This is a genomic window from Actinoallomurus sp. NPDC050550 (genome assembly GCF_040655075.1).
GTDB lineage: Bacteria > Actinomycetota > Actinomycetes > Streptosporangiales > Streptosporangiaceae > Actinoallomurus.
Genome location: NZ_JBFAJC010000104.1, coordinates 1 through 14,794 on the forward strand (window position 1 = coordinate 1; position 14,794 = coordinate 14,794).

Sequence of the window (14,794 nt, forward strand, 5' to 3'; positions counted from 1 at the left end):
AGCACCGCCAGGTCATAGGAGTTGAGGCCGAGCAGCTCCAGAGCGGTGTCGCCGTCCCCGGCGATATCGGCGGCGATCGCCTCCAGCCGCAGACCATCACGGACCGCTTCGGCCAGATACGGCTCATCCTCCACGATCAGCACGCGCATCCCTGAACCCTAAACAGCACGACATATCGCCGACATATGCAAACCGGACACGCCCCCGGCACGGCGACCGTGATCTCCTCTGCCTCCACCACGACGTCTGAGGACGCCCGCGAAACGCGTTCTTCGTCTCGGCGCGGCTGCGTGGGCGTCGCCGTTGAGGATGATCAGGGCCGAGGGCAGCGGACGTCGTGATTTGGGATCTTTCCTTCGATCAGGAAAGTGTCGGTTGCCTTCGTGGAGCATGCCTGGGGGCCTTGTGTGCCGTAGACGCCGTGGCCGCCTGCGTCGACCGTCACAAGGGTTGATCGGGTGCCGAGGGCTTTGTGCATGCCTCGGCCTGAGTCCAGTGTGGCTGCCGGGTCGCGCTCGTTCTGCAGGATCAGGATGTTGCGGGGGCCGTGGTTGCTGATCTTGACGGGGTGTTCGACCGGGGTGGTATGCCAGAAGGCGCAGGGCCACAGGTTCGCCGGGGAGCCGCCGGACAGGGGGAACACCTGCGGTCTTCGGCGACGTTGCGGGCGTACGTCTGGACGTTGCTCGGCCAGCGTACGTCGTCACAGGCCACCGCGTAGGCCGCCGCGATCGCGTTGTCTCCGGGGACTCCCGGTGAGGTAGTGGCGCTGGGGTTGACCACGGCGAGAGTCCGCTGGAGGCCGCTGATCTCCTGGCTCGTGGCGTGGCCCGCGGCGAGGTCGGCGGTGGCTCGCCATGCCTCGGACAGCATCGGGAACGTCGCGTCCTGGAAGAGCAGGAGCGTGGTCACGTAGCGGAACATGTCACCGGTCAGCACGGTCGACGTGCCCGGAACGGTGACCGGCCGGGTGTCGAGCTGCGCCGCCAGCTTGAGGTAGGAGTCGGTGACGGCCGCGGGCGGACCGTCGGGGTTCAACAGCAGGACGCCGCGTCGGTTCGCCGGATCGGTGGCCGGGATACGGGATACGGGAGACGGCGATCGTGATCTGCTTCCCGCCAGGATGCCGATAATCCAACGGCACTTTGAGCGCGCCGCATTTTTGCCGCGGGTCACCTTGGTCCCGGGCGGCGGCGCGGGGCAAGCACCCCATACGACCGAGGAAGTATCCGTAGCCGTGGCGGATGGATCCGAATTTGCGCTTGTGATTCCCTTGCAGCCGGCTAGCCCAACGCCGGCCACCGTGCAGCACAGTGCTATCGCCACAGATGTCGTGGCCTTACGGAGCATAATGTCCTCCAATGAAAGAGAATTGACGACCCTTAGCGCTGCGGCTACGTCGAGAACGCTATTGATTCGACGGCCTGGAATCGTCACCGCGCAGTGGACATTCGCGGGTAGCTCGCACGAGGGACAACAGCGGCTGTGCCGGATCCGGCGTTGAGCGATGGCCGGGACGACCCGGAGTCCGGCCTGCGACGAGGGTGGCCGGCCCGGCCACGTACGGGCGGGGCGGCGCGCTCGCCGGCGCCTCAGGCGCCTCAACGCTCAGCTCATCCAATGGCCGGCGCGGGCCAATGCCCGTCATCACCGGCGGATCGAGTGCCGTCCCGCCGACCGCATCGAGGCCGACCGGGTCAGCCGAGGCCGAACCAGCCGAGCAGGGTCTGTGCCAGCAGGATGGTGGACATGGCGGCGACACCGACGACCACGGTGGTGGCGGCGATGCGGTAGCGGGGGCCGTTGGCCGCGGTGCCGAGCAGGGCGCGGCGGTTGGTGAGCACCAGGAGGTAGATCAGCACGATGGGGCTGATCAGTCCCTGGAGGACCTGGGTGCCGATCAGGAGTTTGATGACGTCGATCGGGGTCATGGCCACTGTCGCGCCGAGGATGACCTGGGCGGTGAACAGTCCGAGGAACAGAGGTGCGTCGCGGAAGCGGCGGGAGACGGAGCGTTCGACGCCGGCGGCCTCGCCGATGGCGTAGCTGGCGGACAGGGGCACCACTGCTCCGGCCAGGGCGGAGGCGCCGAGCAGACCGAAGGCGAACAGCAGTTCGGCTTCGTGCCCGGCGACGGGTTCGAGGGCCCGGGCGGCCTGGGCGGCCGAGTCGAGCGGGCCGGTTCCGCCGATGGCGGCGGCGGTGGCGATGATGATGGTCAGGCTGATGATGCAGGCGAAGATCGCACCGATGATCGCGTCGGCCCGGATCAGCCGGTAGTCCTGGGGTTTGGCGCCGCGGTCGACGACTCCGGCGGCGGCGTAGAACTGCATGTATGGGCTGACCGTGGTGCCGATCAGGGCGACGGCGAGCAGGATGAAGGCCTTGCTGGGCTCGACGTGAGGAACGATCAGGTGGCGGCCGACCTTGCCCCAGTCAGGGTGGCCGAGGATCATCGCGATGGGGTAGGCGAAGAACGCCAGCGACATCACCAGGAAGATCCGTTCGGCCCAGCGGTAGGAGCCGAACAGCACGAGCGACCACAACAACACGGCGGCCGGGGGGATGACGGCCCATTTGGGGACGCCGAGGAGAGTGAAGGCGGCGCCGATCCCGGCGAACTCGCTGACGACCAGGCCCGTGTTGGCCAGCAGCAGACAGGCCATGGCCAGGGCGGTCAGGCGGAGGCTGAACTGCTCGCGGATCAGCGCTCCCAGGCCTTTGCCCGTGTGGGCGCCGAGCCGTACGGCCATCTCCTGGACCATGACCAGGGCGATGGTGACCAGCACCATGAAGAACAGCGTCCCGTAGGTGAACTGGGACCCGGCGCTGGCGTAGGTGGCGATGCCGGCAGCGTCGTTGCCCGCGTTGGCGGCGATCAGGCCGGGCCCGGCGATCGCCGCGATCGCGGCGAGCCGCCCGATGCCCCGGCGCCGGCGCGCGCCGGCGGCCGGGTGGCCGGCGTCCGTGGCCGGAGCGGTGGCGGCCGTGGTGTCGGCGTCGCGGCTCATTGCAGGATCCTCCGGAAGTGCAGGCGCCCGCGCTGGGGCAGCACCGCGTCGAGGACGTCGTCGGCCAGGATCCGGCCGACCGGCCGGTCGTGTTCGTCGACGACGAGCAGAGAGGACGTGCGGGCGGCCACCAGTTGTTCGGCGGCCTCGGCCAGGCGGGTGTCGGTACGGACGGTGGCGGGCGGACCGAACTGGGCGAGCCAGTCGACCAGGTCGGCGATCGTGATGCCGGCCTCGGCGACGACCAGGTCGAACAGGGCGATGTCGGCGATCAGCCCTCCCTCGGGGTCGACGACGACGACCGCGTCGATCTCGGTACGGTGCTCGGCCTGGGCGGCCAGCTCGACCCGGACCTCGGCCACGGTCTGATCGGGGCGCGCGGTGACCAGCCGGGTGGTCATCGCACCGCCGGCGGTGCCCTCCTGATGGGTCAGCAATCGGCGCAGTCGCTGTGAGTCGGACGTCGGCATGCGGGACAGCAGATCCTCGCGCTCGCCCGAGTGCAGGTCGCGCAGCGCGTCGACGGCTTCGTCGGGCTCCATGTCCTCGATCAGCCGGGCGGCGTGGGCGGGCCCGGTCTCACGCAGCAGGTTCTCCAACTCGGCCGGTTCCATCTCCTCCAGCGCGTCGGCGGCGTGACCGGGCTCGAGCATGTCCAGGAGCTGCTGCCGCTCGGTGCGGCCGAGGTCTTCGAGAAGGTCGGCCAGATCGGCCGGGCGCATCCGGTGCAGCGCCGCCCTGGAGGCGCGTAGCCGTACGTCAGGTGGGCCGGTGGTGGCGTCTTCGGCGAACGGGGCGATGGCTTCCCAGTCCAGCACCCGCTCGGGCGTCGGGCGGGTCCGCCATCGCCGAGGGCCGAGTCGCCGCAGCAGGGTCGGCAGGCTGACGTCCACCCCGACCAGCACGATCCGGTCGGCCACCGGCGCCAGGTACAGGTCTGCGGCCCGGGTGACCTGTAGCCCGTCGACGTCCACGAGCTGGTGGTCCAGCACGTCGCGGGCGAGGAGCACCTCGCCGGGGCGGCGCTCGTACTCGCGCAGGTCCAGGCGGGCACTGCGCAGCTCGACCCGCCCGGCGCGGACGTTGTCGATGGCCTCGGCGGTCAAGAACGCGCGGCGGCGGCCGACCCGGACGACCAGTCCGGTCACCGGCGGGTACGCCTCGGTCCCGTACAGGCGGGCGACGATGTCGACGAGGCGGCCGACCTCCTCACCGGCCTGGTTGATGACCGGGCCGCCGATCAGGCCGGCCAGCGAGACCAGGGAGGCGCGCACGGCCCGGGAGGCCGTCGCGCGCCGCTGCAAGTGAACCCTGCGGCTGCGCAACCGGGCCGTGGTGGACATGAGCAAACTGGTGGCGACCATGGTGAACACCCCCTCACCCCGGTACGGCGGGGTAACGGCGGCAGCAGGCAGCATCGGTCCCCGGCACAAGGCCCGCGGGATCCGGTCCGGTCGAGATGGGACCGGGCGAATATGAGCGGGCGACCGGCGGCAACGCCGGATGACGATCAGGGAAGCAGTGACTGCCTCGTGCCGCGGAAGGACGGCGAGGACAACCTGGGATGGGGCCGACTATGGCCCGGACTACTGTCCATCTCGCCTCCTCCCGGCCACGGACACCTGAGGTGTCAGGACATGTCGGCAAGGAGCAGACCGGGGCGGATGCCCCGGGTCACCCCAACTCGTCAGAGCTTTGGCACTCCACGGCGTGATCCCGCCCTGCAGCGGGAAGCCACTTGGCCTGTCCCCTTAGGCCGGGGAGAGGTGTCCTGACCCTGGGCGTCTCTCGACGTCGTGGGGTCAGTGGCCTATGTCCGTGAAGACGCCTCACCGAACGAGGTGCCTCGAACAATCACCACCATGATACGCCAACCCTCATCTACCTCCTCGGTCTTGATCTTCTCGGTCCGGTCCGTGACGGCGGCTCCTGCGGCCGTTTTCGCAGCTCTGACCGCTGATTTCATACTTGCGCAATCAAACAAAAGTTTTTAGCGTGGGGATGGAATCGACTCGTTGAGTGAGATGGCCATCACCATGTGCGGTCGCACGCGTCCGCGCGTGTTGGTGCAGCGGTCTATGGGGTGAGGCCGATGGCGGACACGTCACTGGTCGTCGCCCGGCTCCACGGCGCTTTTGAGCTTCTTGCCCGTGTTCACCTTCTCGTCTACGGCAGGACCCAGGCCCTCATCGGCATCGGGGTGCTCGCCGCCCTCGTCGTGACCCTGCTGATCGCCATTTGGCGAAGCAGCGGCCGAGGATGACGGCGGCGTCGTCCCGGCGCATGCCCCGTCGTCCCATTCCCGCCGTCTTCCGGAGCGGGCGCGGGAGGCGGCCGTCCGATCGGCAACCTGGGCTGTGGCGGTCGGGGCGGCTTCGGATGGCGCCCGGGGGCGATGGAAGCTAATATTATTACGCAAATACGCAAGTATGCTTTCGCTGTTCGGATCGGCGGGAGGGAGTCGTCATGAGGTGGTGTGCCGGCCACTGGGGGATGCGCCCCATGTCGATGGCGGCGGCGGTGATGGCCGGCGAGATGGCGGTCGTCTGGCTGTTGCCCGACCCGGTGCGCGGTGTGGTGTCGCTGGTACTGGTGACCGTGGCCGTCACCGTGTTGCTGATGGTCGGCATCTACTCGGGGCGAGGGTCGTGGCGGCGTGTCGGCCGCCGTCCGTGAATTAGGGTTGTTGCATGAGTGCGCAAGCTTCATCTGAGTCGCCGGTCGTCAGCGTTGACGCGATCGTCTCGGTCCTTAAGGCGGTGGCCGATCCGACTCGGTTTCAGATCCTCTGGGCGGTGGCCGATGAGGAGCGCTCGGTGGGCCAGCTGTCGGAGCTGGTGGGGGCGCATGTGGCCGCGGTGTCACAGCATCTGGCGAAGTTGCGGGCGGCCGGTCTGGTGAGTTCGCGCCGGGACGGGACTCGGATCTTCTACCAGGCGGCGAACTCGCAGGTTCGCAGCGTGCTGGAGGGGGCGGGGCTGCTGGCCGGGTACATCACCGGTCAGGTCGAGCCGCCGCAGGACGGGCCGGGATCCTCGGGGGCCGCGGTGTCCGCGCCGGCGGGAGCCGTCGTGCCGGTGCCGATCATCGTGCCGGGTCCGGCGCCGGCGTGAGCACAGATCCAGGGAGCGGCAGCTTATGGGGGGCGTATCCGAGTGACGGAGCCGTGGTGAGGGGAACTGGCGACGCCGGTCGATGGCCAGGGCGGCGCCGGCGATGACGACCGCGTGGCCGGGCTTCGCTCCCCGACGCCGGATCGGGCGGACGCCGTGACGTTCCTCGCGCCGGAGCGGCTGTGGTGGCTGCTGCTGCTTCCTCTCATGGTCATCGCTTATCTGCTGATGCAGCGAAAGCGGAAGAAGTACGCGGTGCGGTTCACCAACCTGGCGTTGCTGGCACAGGTGGCGCCGCACCGCCCGGGGTGGCGACGGCATGTGACGGCGGCGTTGTTCCTGGCGACGATCGTGGTGCTGTTGGTCGGGTTCGCGCGGCCGGCCCGGCCGGTGAGGGTTCCGCGTGAGCGGGCCACGATCATCGTGGCGATCGATGTGTCCTTGTCGATGAAGGCCACCGACGTGGCGCCGAGCCGCGTCGAGGCGGCCAAGACACAGGCGAAGAAGTTCGTACGGAGCCTGCCGCTCCGGTTCAACGTGGGCTTGATCAGTTTCTGCGGTGATGCCTCCGCGGTCGTCGCTCCGACCATCGATCGCGATGCCATCGCGAATGGGATCGACGGTCTGCAGTTGTGCAAGAGCACCGCGATCGGCGAGGCGGTGTTCACCGCCCTGCAGTCCATCCGGTCCTTCGACTCCCGCGCGGGCCAGGACCCGCCGCCCGGCCATATCGTGCTGATGTCCGACGGCGACAACACCAGCGGGCGCTCCACGATCGAGGCGGCCGCCGCGGCGAAGGCCGCGAAGATACCGGTGTCGACGATCGCGTTCGGAACACCGGGCGGCACCGTCACCATCGACGGGGAGACCGTTCCGGTGCCGCCCAGCAAGACCACCCTGCGCAATCTCGCCGTCGACACCGGCGGCAAGGCGTACGAGGCCGAGGCCGGATCGGAGCTGTCGCAGGTCTACAAGCACATCGGCAGTTCGCTCGGCTTCCGCACCGAACGCCAGGAGTCGACCTCGGGCTACTTCGGCGTCGCGCTCGTGCTCGCGCTGAGCGGTGGTGCTCTTTCGCTGATGTGGTTCGCGCGTCTGCCATGAGCGGTGCGAGGGGCAGAACGGCGCCCAGGCGATACCAACGCGAAACTCGGTGACGCGTCCGGTGCGGTCATCCCGATGAGCGCGACTCATTGCTTAGTTGCGCAATCACTTGACAAGGACTCGATCGCGGGGTGTAGTGGGAGATGAAGCCGTGGGCCCACTGGGCCATGACCGCGAGGAGGTGTGCGGAATGAGTCCTGATGCCAGTAATGATCATCGACCGAGTTCCGCTGCACCCGGCACGCGCGGCCTGCGGCTCGCGGGCTGACCGCCGCGCTCAGGCCGGCCGAGTCTTCGGCCGGCACATGACGGGTGCCGTTGCGCCGTCTGAACGGCGCAGACGGGAGGTTCGTCATGACGATCACGATCAACGTTCCCCAGCTGGTCCTGCCCGCGGGCCTGTCCGATGCGCTGCGTTCCCTGCTTCCGTTCCTGGAGCCGATCGCGGTCGCGATCGTAGGAGCCTGCGGAGCCGGGATCGTCGTGCAGATCGGGCTGGACGTCGCGCTGAGGCTCGCGCGGAACGCAATGCGGCCCTGACCGCCCTGCCTCCTCTGCGCAGTTCGTATCCAGCGGGGTCTGCGAGGTCGTTCAGGCCGATATCCCGGGTTCGTCGTCAGGGCCGAGGGTGGCGGCGCGGGAGGGGTCGAGCATGTACTCCTCGTGGTTGGCGTCGTAGGAGTACAGCTCGGCGTAGCGGCCCCAGTCGGTGGCGACCTCCAGCTGTGCGGTGACCTGTTCGCTGGTGTAGTGGTGGGCGAGCAGGTCCCGGAAGAACCCGTATCGCAGGCCGCCGTCGATGCTCTTTCCCAGGCTGGTGGTGATGAGCCGGACCAGGGGGACCTGGAGTGCGGCGGCGGCGAAGATCTTCTTGGAGTCCTGCACGTCGGCGGCTGAGAAGGCCAGTCCCTCATCGGAGAGGGCGAGATGGCCGCCGTCCAGGAGGGCGAACCCGAGCAGTTCCAGGGCGTCGACCAGGGGGAGCAGATCGTCGACTTCGAGGCCGAGTTCGTCGGCGAGGTCGGCGATGTCGAGGTGTCCGTCGTGGCGCTGGAGGATTTCGGCCAGTCCGGCCATCCCGTCCACTGAGGCGGCGGGGAGCGGGGCGTTGGCGAGCGTGGGTCTGGGGCGGGCGGTGTCCACGCCATGTGGGGGGAGTGGTGCGGCCTGTTCGCCGCGGCCGGTCATGGTGCGGTAGATCTCGTTGATCAGCGCGGTGAACTGGCGTGCGTCGCGGTCGCGGGGGCGTTCCAGGGTGATGTCGTAGCTGGCGCGGATCGTGCCGTAGGGGCGGGAGCCGAGCACGACGACGCGGTCGGCCATCAGTACGGCCTCTTCGATGTTGTGGGTGACCACGACGATGGCCTTGGTGGGGAACTCCCCGGACTCCCACAGCTCCATCAACTCACCGCGCAGGTTCTCGGCGGTCAGCACGTCCAGGGCGGAGAACGGCTCGTCCATCAGCAACACGTCGGGTTCGACGACCAGGGCACGGGCGAACCCGACACGCTGCCGCATTCCGCCGGACAGCTCCTTGGGGTAGGCCGATTCGAACCCGTCCAGGCCGATCAGATCGATCGCGTTGAGCGCCGCCTGCCGGCGCTGCGCGGCGCCGACGCCGCGCGCTTCCAGGCCGACTTCGACGTTCTGCTGCACGGTGAGCCAGGGCAGCAGCGCGAAGGTCTGGAACACCATCGTGGTGCCGGGGTTGGCACCCTTGAGCGGGGCCCCGCGATAGCTGACCGTGCCCGAACTCGGCGGGATCAGGCCCGCGAGGCAGCGCAGCAGCGTGGACTTGCCCGATCCGCTCTTACCCAGCAGCGCGACGATCTCGCCCTCACGGATCGTCAGGTCGATACCGGCCAGCACGGGCAGTTCCCCGTCGGCGCCGGCGTAGCTCTTGGTCAGTCCGTGCACCGACAACAGTTCGGCCCCGGTTCGGGTTCCAATGGTCGTGGTCATCGCCGTTGTCCTCCACGCCCTCACAATGAGTATCGGTTCTCGGCCAGCCGGTACAGGCGGCGCCATACGAGGCGGTTGAGTCCGACGACGTACAGGGACATCACCGCGATCCCGGCCAGGACCTGGGGGTAGTCGCCGTGCTCGGTGGCGTGGGCGATATAGGCGCCCAGCCCGGTGGCGGTCAGTGTCGTGCCGCCGAAGGTGACGATCTCCGCCACGATGGAGGCGTTCCATGCCCCGCCGGAAGCGGTGATGCCGCCGGTCACGTAGGCGGGGAAGATCCCGGGGATGATCAACCGGCGCCAGCGCTGCCAGCCCCGTACACCCAGGTCGTCCATTGCCTCGCGCAGGTCGGTGGGGATTGCCATGGCGCCGGCGATGGCGTTGAACAGGATGTACCACTGGGCGCCCAGAGCCATGAGCAGGATCCCGCCGATGTTCAGCGACAGGCCGGTCTTGAGGAAGAACCACGTGGCGAGGGGGAACAGGAAGTTGGCGGGAAAGCTCGCCAGGATCTGCACCACCGGCTGGGCGATCCGGGTCAGCCGCGGTGAGAATCCGATCTTTACCCCGATCGGCACCCACACCAGCGTGGCCACGGTCACCAGCACGATGACGCGGGCGAGTGTGGCCAACCCGAGCAGCAGCGGCCGGCCGAACACGCCGAGCCCGGTACGGCCGTGCAGGTAGCCGAGCAGGTTCAGCACGCCCCAGCCGATCAGCCCGCACACCACCACCGCGAAGACCGTGTCCCCGGCGCGGCGACGGAAGGCACCGGCCTGCAGGGGCCGGTCGTCGACGCCGAAGATCCGTCCCGCCCGGTTGGCGGCTTCCCGTACCGGCGCCAGGGTACTGCCGAGAGCGCGTGGCCAGTGTGAGCGGCGCAGGAACTCCAGTACCAGTGACCGTTGTACGTGGACGGCCTCGGCCTGCTCGACCTTGAACCGTTCGACCCACGCCACCAAGGGCCGCCAGAACAGGAAGTTCACCCCGATGACCATGACCGCCATCGTGGCGATCGCCCAGCCGACCCGGCCCAGGTCACCGGAGGCGATCGCCGTTCCGGCGTACGAGCCGACGCCGGGCAGGACGTAGTGGTGGTTCGACACGCTGATGAGCTCGGAGGCGACCAGGAAGAACCAGCCACCGCCGAAGCTCATCATCCCGTTCCAGACCAGGTTGATCGCACCTGAGGGCAGCTCGATCTTCCAGAACCGCATCCACCGCGAAAAGCCCATGCTGCGCGACAGCTCATCGAGTTCGCGCGGGACCGTGATCAAGGAGTGGTAGAAAGCGAACGTCATGTTCCACGCCTGTGAGGTGAAGATCGCGAAGACCGACGCGCACTCCAGCCCGAACAGCGAGTGCGGGAACAGCGCGATGAACCCGGTCACCAAGATCGTCAAGAAGCCGAGGATCGGCACCGACTGCAGGATGTCCAACGCGGGTATCATCACCCGCTCCAGCCGCCGTGAATGCGCTGCCGCGTACGCCCATACCAGCGTGAAGATCAGCGACAGTCCCAGCGCCGTGAACATCCGCAGCAGACTCCGCGCCGCGTAATACGGCAGACGCGACGGATCGGTATCGATGCCGGTCACCTTCGAGGGGGTGAACGACACCGTCGTCCCGCCGCCGACCCGCACCACCACGTACAGCCCCACCAGCACGGCCGCGGCGACCACCACGTCCACCCAGGAGAACTCCGCCATCCGGCGGGCCACCCGCGCACTCAGCGACGCCCGCGCGGACGCCAGACGCGGCACGGTCATCACGAACCCCCTCGATCAGGACACCAGGAACACGACGAGGGCAGCTCGCGCGCACACCGCCCCCGGCCGAGGCGGAACCGCCTGGTAGTGAGGGGCTCGGGACGCAGCGATGCCGATCAACTCGGCGAAGGCGACGTCAGCGGTGACTCGCGAGACAGCCGGGACTATGCGGATCGCCACCCATGGCTGCGTCCCCTCACACGCAGACGCCGAACCCGGACCAAGTCTGCACCTTGTTGCGCGAATACGCAAATAGTCCTCAGGGTGGGTGCGCAGTTCGTCGCCACCGCATGGCTACCATCGGAAGTGGTAGGGCTGGTGAGCAGGCGCGGTTGGCCTGCGGACCAGTAGGTGGGAGGTGACCATGGGATCAAAGACCCTGTCATCGCAACGCGGCCCGGGCACGGAACCGGGACATGGCCGACCACCTCTCGTCGAGCGCTGGCGCGAGTCGGCGGACCGGCACCTTACCCCCACGAAGCGGTCTCTCCTGGCGATGTGGATCTCCTTCGGCACCACCTGGGGCGCTGTGCGACTGATCACGCACGGCATCCGGGGCGGGTGGCTGCCCTTTGGGAACATCTCCACGGGTGGCCAGCATCTGCACCACTACAACTTCGGCATAGCCACGCTTGCCGGGGTCGGCCTGGTCGCGGTTCGCGGTGACGAACGGGCCGTGGGACACCCCGCGATCGCCGCCGTGTACGGCGGCGGCACCGCGTTGGTCGTCGATGAGTTCGCCCTGCTGCTGGACCTGCGGGACGTCTACTGGGCGAAGCAGGGGCGGCTCAGCGTGGACGTCTGCCTGGGCATTCTGTCCGTGCTCGGCACGTACCTGACCGCCCGACCGTTCTGGCACGAGATCGTGACGGTGACCCGCCATCACGTCAGCTCTGCGGCCAAGCGGCGCCTGGCACCCGCCTCGTGAAGTCATGACGTGTGGAATTAAAGTCCACAGCCCTGCGAGAATTCCCTGCTCGACGCGCTACCGCGTGCTGTTTCACGTGTCACTATGCGCCATTTGACGTATGTTCGCCATTCGATTCACGGCATAAATGTGGACCATCTACAATTCCCGGAGTGATGGTGAAACGGACGTCGGCGACGGCACCGGCCACACCGGGCGGCCGCCTGTTGCGGGGGCGGTCCGTCGAGCTGGGTGCGGCGCTGGAGGCGTTGCGCACGGTGCAGCGTGGCCGGCCCGCGCTGGTGGTGTTGCGTGGCGAACCGGGAATCGGCAAGACCATGATGGTCCGGGCCATCGTGGAACAGGCAGGTCGGCTCGGGTTCCGCACCGCGGACACCACCGCGCATGAGGACGACCGACTTGCGCCGCTGGCCTCGATCGGGCCGGCGTTGCGGTTCGGCACGGCGCCGTTGATCGACTCGGCCGACTTCATGGACTTGGCCTCCCTGCACGAACAGCCGCTGTGGCTGGCCGAACGGTTGGCCACGCTGTTGGAGCGACGCACGCAGGAAGGGCCGATTCTGCTCGCCGTCGACGACGGGCAGTGGTGTGATCCGCTGAGCGTGTTCATCATGCGCGTCCTACCGAAGCGGCTGATCGCCTCGCCGATAGCGTGGGTGCTGGCGACCAGGGAGGTGCCCGGCGGCGGCCCGGCCGAACTGATCGCGGACGCGGCCCGACCGGATCTACCGGTGACCTGGCTGGATCTGACGGCATTGACCGAGGACGCGGTGCTCGCGATTGCCACGGATCGGCTCGGTGCGCGACCCGAACCAGCGGTGCTGCGCAGATTGTCCGGCGCGCACGGCAATCCGTTCCTGACCGTACAGCTGCTGGAGGGCCTTTTCGAACCGGCGGCTGATGGCACCAACGGGCCCGCGGTGCCGACCGGGCTGCTGGACGGCGTGCGCAGACGGGTCACGGCGACCTCGCGGCCGTGCCGGGAGCTGGTGCGCACCGCGGCCGTGATCGGGCCAGACTGCCGACTCACCGACGTCGCCGAATTGATCGGGGTCCAGCCGACGCGGTTGACCGACCCGCTGGTCGAGGCGATCAACGCGGGACTGCTCACGGATGAGGGCGGCGTGGTGCGGTTCCGGCACGAATTGTTGCGCCAGGCGGTGTACGAGGACCTGCCACCCTCGGGACGACGCGCCCTGCATCATGCCATCGCCGAGCATCTGCTGGCCTGCGGACGTGGCTGCGCCGCAGCCGCACCGCACGTGCTGGCCACGGCCGAACCGGGTGACTCGGCGGCGGTGGACGTGCTGCGCAAAGCCGCGCACGAGGTGCTGGACACCATGCCCACCACGTCGGTCACGTTCATCCGGCAGGCGTTCGAACTGGCCGGTGCGAACGAACTGGCACGGGGCGAGATCGGGGTCGAGGCGGTGTCGATCCTGATGGCCGACCGGCAGTTCGACGAGGCGACCCGGTTCGCGGACACGCTGCTCGCCACGCCGGTCAGCGCTGAGTTGCGGGCGCGGGTGCGGTTGTTGCTGCTGCCCAGGTTGTGGTTGACCAACCAGTACGCCGAACTCCTCGACCGCGCCGCGGATCAGGGCGCGCCGAGCGACCTGGCGGCGCGCCTGGCGGGCTATCGCGCGCTGGCCGCGGCCGAACCGGTGGACCTGACCGACAGCGATCCGATCGCGATCGTGCTGGCGACCATGGCCGCCGCGGAAGCCGCGGACCGGGAGCGTGACTACGAACTCACGCATGCGCTGTTCGCGTCGGCGCACGCGGCCGCGCAGGGCCTGACCGGGTACGGCGCGCCCGAAGCGAACCAGTTGGCACTGCGCGAACTGTTGGCGTTGGCCCGATTGGACGACATCGACGGCGCGTTGACCGCGCTCGGCGACGGTGCCCGGGACGACTCCTGGAGGGCACCGCAGCTGGCGTTGATACGCGCGCAGCTCCTGTACGGTGCCGGTCGGGTGGAGGCCGCCGCCGAGGCGACGGCGACCGCGGCCTCGTTGATGGCCGAGATGTGCGACTACACGTTCGAACCACAGATACGCCTGATGGAGGCGCTGCTCGCGCTACTGCGCGGGGACAACGCACCGGCACGGACCGCGAATCTGCCCCTGACCAGCGCGTTGCTTGCCGATGTCGAGGGCGATCCGCGCGGCGCGGCCGAGCTCGTGGCCGTGTTGCGAGCCGACCACCGCTTCCCGTGGCCGGAGGAGTTGCTGGTAGGTGCGGCCGCTTCGGCGCATCATCGCGGTGACGCCGACACCGTGCGCGCGGCCGCTGAAATGCTCGGGGAGCTGGCCGGGCGCAACCCGAACGTCGCCAGCGTCACCGGCGCCAAGCTGCTCATCGACGCACTGTCCACAAACGATTTCGAACCCGCACTGACGCGCCTGCGGAAAACACCTCGACTGTTGCTGGCCGCCAGGGCGAACGAAGAACACGGACGATCCATTGTGGACAAGAAAGACCGGGAGGTCGGACTGGCGGTGCTCGACGCCGCGCACGACCAGTACGCCGAACTCGGCGCGACCGCCTCGGCGGTCCGGGTGCAGCGACTACTTCAGGCAGCGGGTGCCCGCCGACGCCGCTGGGCACCGATACCGCAGCGGCCCGAGCAGGGCTGGGACGCGTTGACCCAGATGGAGCGGCGGGTTGCCCTGCTCATCGCGGACGGCCACACCAATCGGTCGGCCGCCGAGGAGCTGGTGCTCTCGCCCAGCACGATCAGCACCCACCTGCGCGCCGTGTTCCGCAAACTCGACGTGCATTCGCGAGTGCAGTTGGCCAACCTCGTACTACGCAGGAACGACCCGTCGGCCCGCTAGCGGGCCGACGGGTCGCGAAAACATCACACCGGGCCGCGGGGGAGGACACCCAGCCACATGTACC

The 14,794-nt window shown here is 68.7% G+C and carries 13 protein-coding genes, 1 pseudogene and 1 riboswitch; of the genes and pseudogenes, 7 read left to right on the top strand and 7 right to left on the bottom strand.

Going from position 1 to position 14,794, the window contains the following annotated elements; translation table 11 throughout:
- From AB0I04_RS53685 to AB0I04_RS53705, 5 genes and pseudogenes are all read right to left on the bottom strand, one after another.
- Positions 1 to 149, bottom strand: a pseudogene (locus tag AB0I04_RS53685) (response regulator transcription factor); the annotation flags it as partial.
- Between the two features lie 164 nt (positions 150 to 313).
- The gene (locus AB0I04_RS53690; protein WP_360904306.1) at positions 314 to 643 is read right to left on the bottom strand and encodes an alpha/beta hydrolase; all 330 of its coding nucleotides are present in this window, start codon (positions 641 to 643) and stop codon (positions 314 to 316) included.
- Entirely contained in the window at positions 529 to 1,038 is a 510-nt protein-coding gene (locus AB0I04_RS53695) for a hypothetical protein (protein ID WP_360904340.1), read from the bottom strand. The genes AB0I04_RS53690 and AB0I04_RS53695 overlap by 115 nt, the downstream gene beginning before the upstream one ends.
- Positions 1,039 to 1,697: 659 nt before the next feature.
- A complete protein-coding gene (locus AB0I04_RS53700) occupies positions 1,698 to 3,011 on the bottom strand; it encodes a divalent metal cation transporter (protein WP_360904309.1) in 1,314 nt (437 codons plus the stop codon).
- Positions 3,008 to 4,375, bottom strand: a complete 1,368-nt coding sequence (locus AB0I04_RS53705) for a CBS domain-containing protein (RefSeq protein WP_360904312.1) — start codon at positions 4,373 to 4,375, stop codon at positions 3,008 to 3,010. The genes AB0I04_RS53700 and AB0I04_RS53705 overlap by 4 nt, the downstream gene beginning before the upstream one ends.
- Before the next feature lie 307 nt (positions 4,376 to 4,682).
- Positions 4,683 to 4,859, bottom strand: a riboswitch (M-box (ykoK) riboswitch).
- Between the two features lie 244 nt (positions 4,860 to 5,103).
- Between AB0I04_RS53705 and AB0I04_RS53710 the strand changes: the two genes are divergently transcribed.
- The 5 genes from AB0I04_RS53710 to AB0I04_RS53730 all read left to right on the top strand — a co-directional run bounded on the left by AB0I04_RS53710 (position 5,104) and on the right by AB0I04_RS53730 (position 7,768).
- Complete coding sequence (locus AB0I04_RS53710; RefSeq protein ID WP_360904314.1) at positions 5,104 to 5,274, top strand: hypothetical protein; 171 nt, start codon at positions 5,104 to 5,106, stop codon at positions 5,272 to 5,274.
- A 203-nt stretch (positions 5,275 to 5,477) separates the two neighbouring features.
- A complete protein-coding gene (locus AB0I04_RS53715) occupies positions 5,478 to 5,687 on the top strand; it encodes a hypothetical protein (protein WP_360904317.1) in 210 nt (69 codons plus the stop codon).
- 14 nt (positions 5,688 to 5,701) lie between these two features.
- The gene (locus tag AB0I04_RS53720; protein WP_360904320.1) at positions 5,702 to 6,124 is read left to right on the top strand and encodes a metalloregulator ArsR/SmtB family transcription factor; all 423 of its coding nucleotides are present in this window, start codon (positions 5,702 to 5,704) and stop codon (positions 6,122 to 6,124) included.
- Positions 6,125 to 6,280: 156 nt separating this feature from the next.
- Positions 6,281 to 7,228, top strand: a complete 948-nt coding sequence (locus tag AB0I04_RS53725) for a VWA domain-containing protein (RefSeq protein WP_360904337.1) — start codon at positions 6,281 to 6,283, stop codon at positions 7,226 to 7,228.
- 354 nt (positions 7,229 to 7,582) lie between these two features.
- Positions 7,583 to 7,768, top strand: a complete 186-nt coding sequence (locus tag AB0I04_RS53730; protein ID WP_360904323.1) for a hypothetical protein — start codon at positions 7,583 to 7,585, stop codon at positions 7,766 to 7,768.
- Positions 7,769 to 7,819: 51 nt separating this feature from the next.
- On the opposite strand, the gene AB0I04_RS53735 is transcribed toward AB0I04_RS53730, so the two are convergent.
- Together AB0I04_RS53735 and AB0I04_RS53740 are read right to left on the bottom strand one after the other, a co-directional pair.
- Complete coding sequence (locus tag AB0I04_RS53735) at positions 7,820 to 9,190, bottom strand: nitrate/sulfonate/bicarbonate ABC transporter ATP-binding protein (protein ID WP_360904325.1); 1,371 nt, start codon at positions 9,188 to 9,190, stop codon at positions 7,820 to 7,822.
- A 20-nt stretch (positions 9,191 to 9,210) separates the two neighbouring features.
- A complete protein-coding gene (locus tag AB0I04_RS53740; protein WP_360904328.1) occupies positions 9,211 to 10,962 on the bottom strand; it encodes an ABC transporter permease subunit in 1,752 nt (583 codons plus the stop codon).
- A gap of 364 nt (positions 10,963 to 11,326) precedes the next feature.
- Here AB0I04_RS53740 and AB0I04_RS53745 point away from each other — a divergent pair, with 364 nt between their 5' ends.
- Both AB0I04_RS53745 and AB0I04_RS53750 read left to right on the top strand, forming a co-directional pair.
- Positions 11,327 to 11,890 carry a hypothetical protein gene (locus AB0I04_RS53745; RefSeq protein WP_360904331.1) on the top strand — a complete coding sequence of 188 codons (564 nt, stop codon included), beginning with the start codon at positions 11,327 to 11,329 and terminating at the stop codon, positions 11,888 to 11,890.
- 11 nt (positions 11,891 to 11,901) lie between these two features.
- Positions 11,902 to 14,730 (top strand): AAA family ATPase, encoded by a 2,829-nt coding sequence (locus AB0I04_RS53750; protein WP_360904334.1) that lies wholly within the window; start codon positions 11,902 to 11,904, stop codon positions 14,728 to 14,730.
- The last annotated feature ends 64 nt before the right edge of the window (positions 14,731 to 14,794 follow it).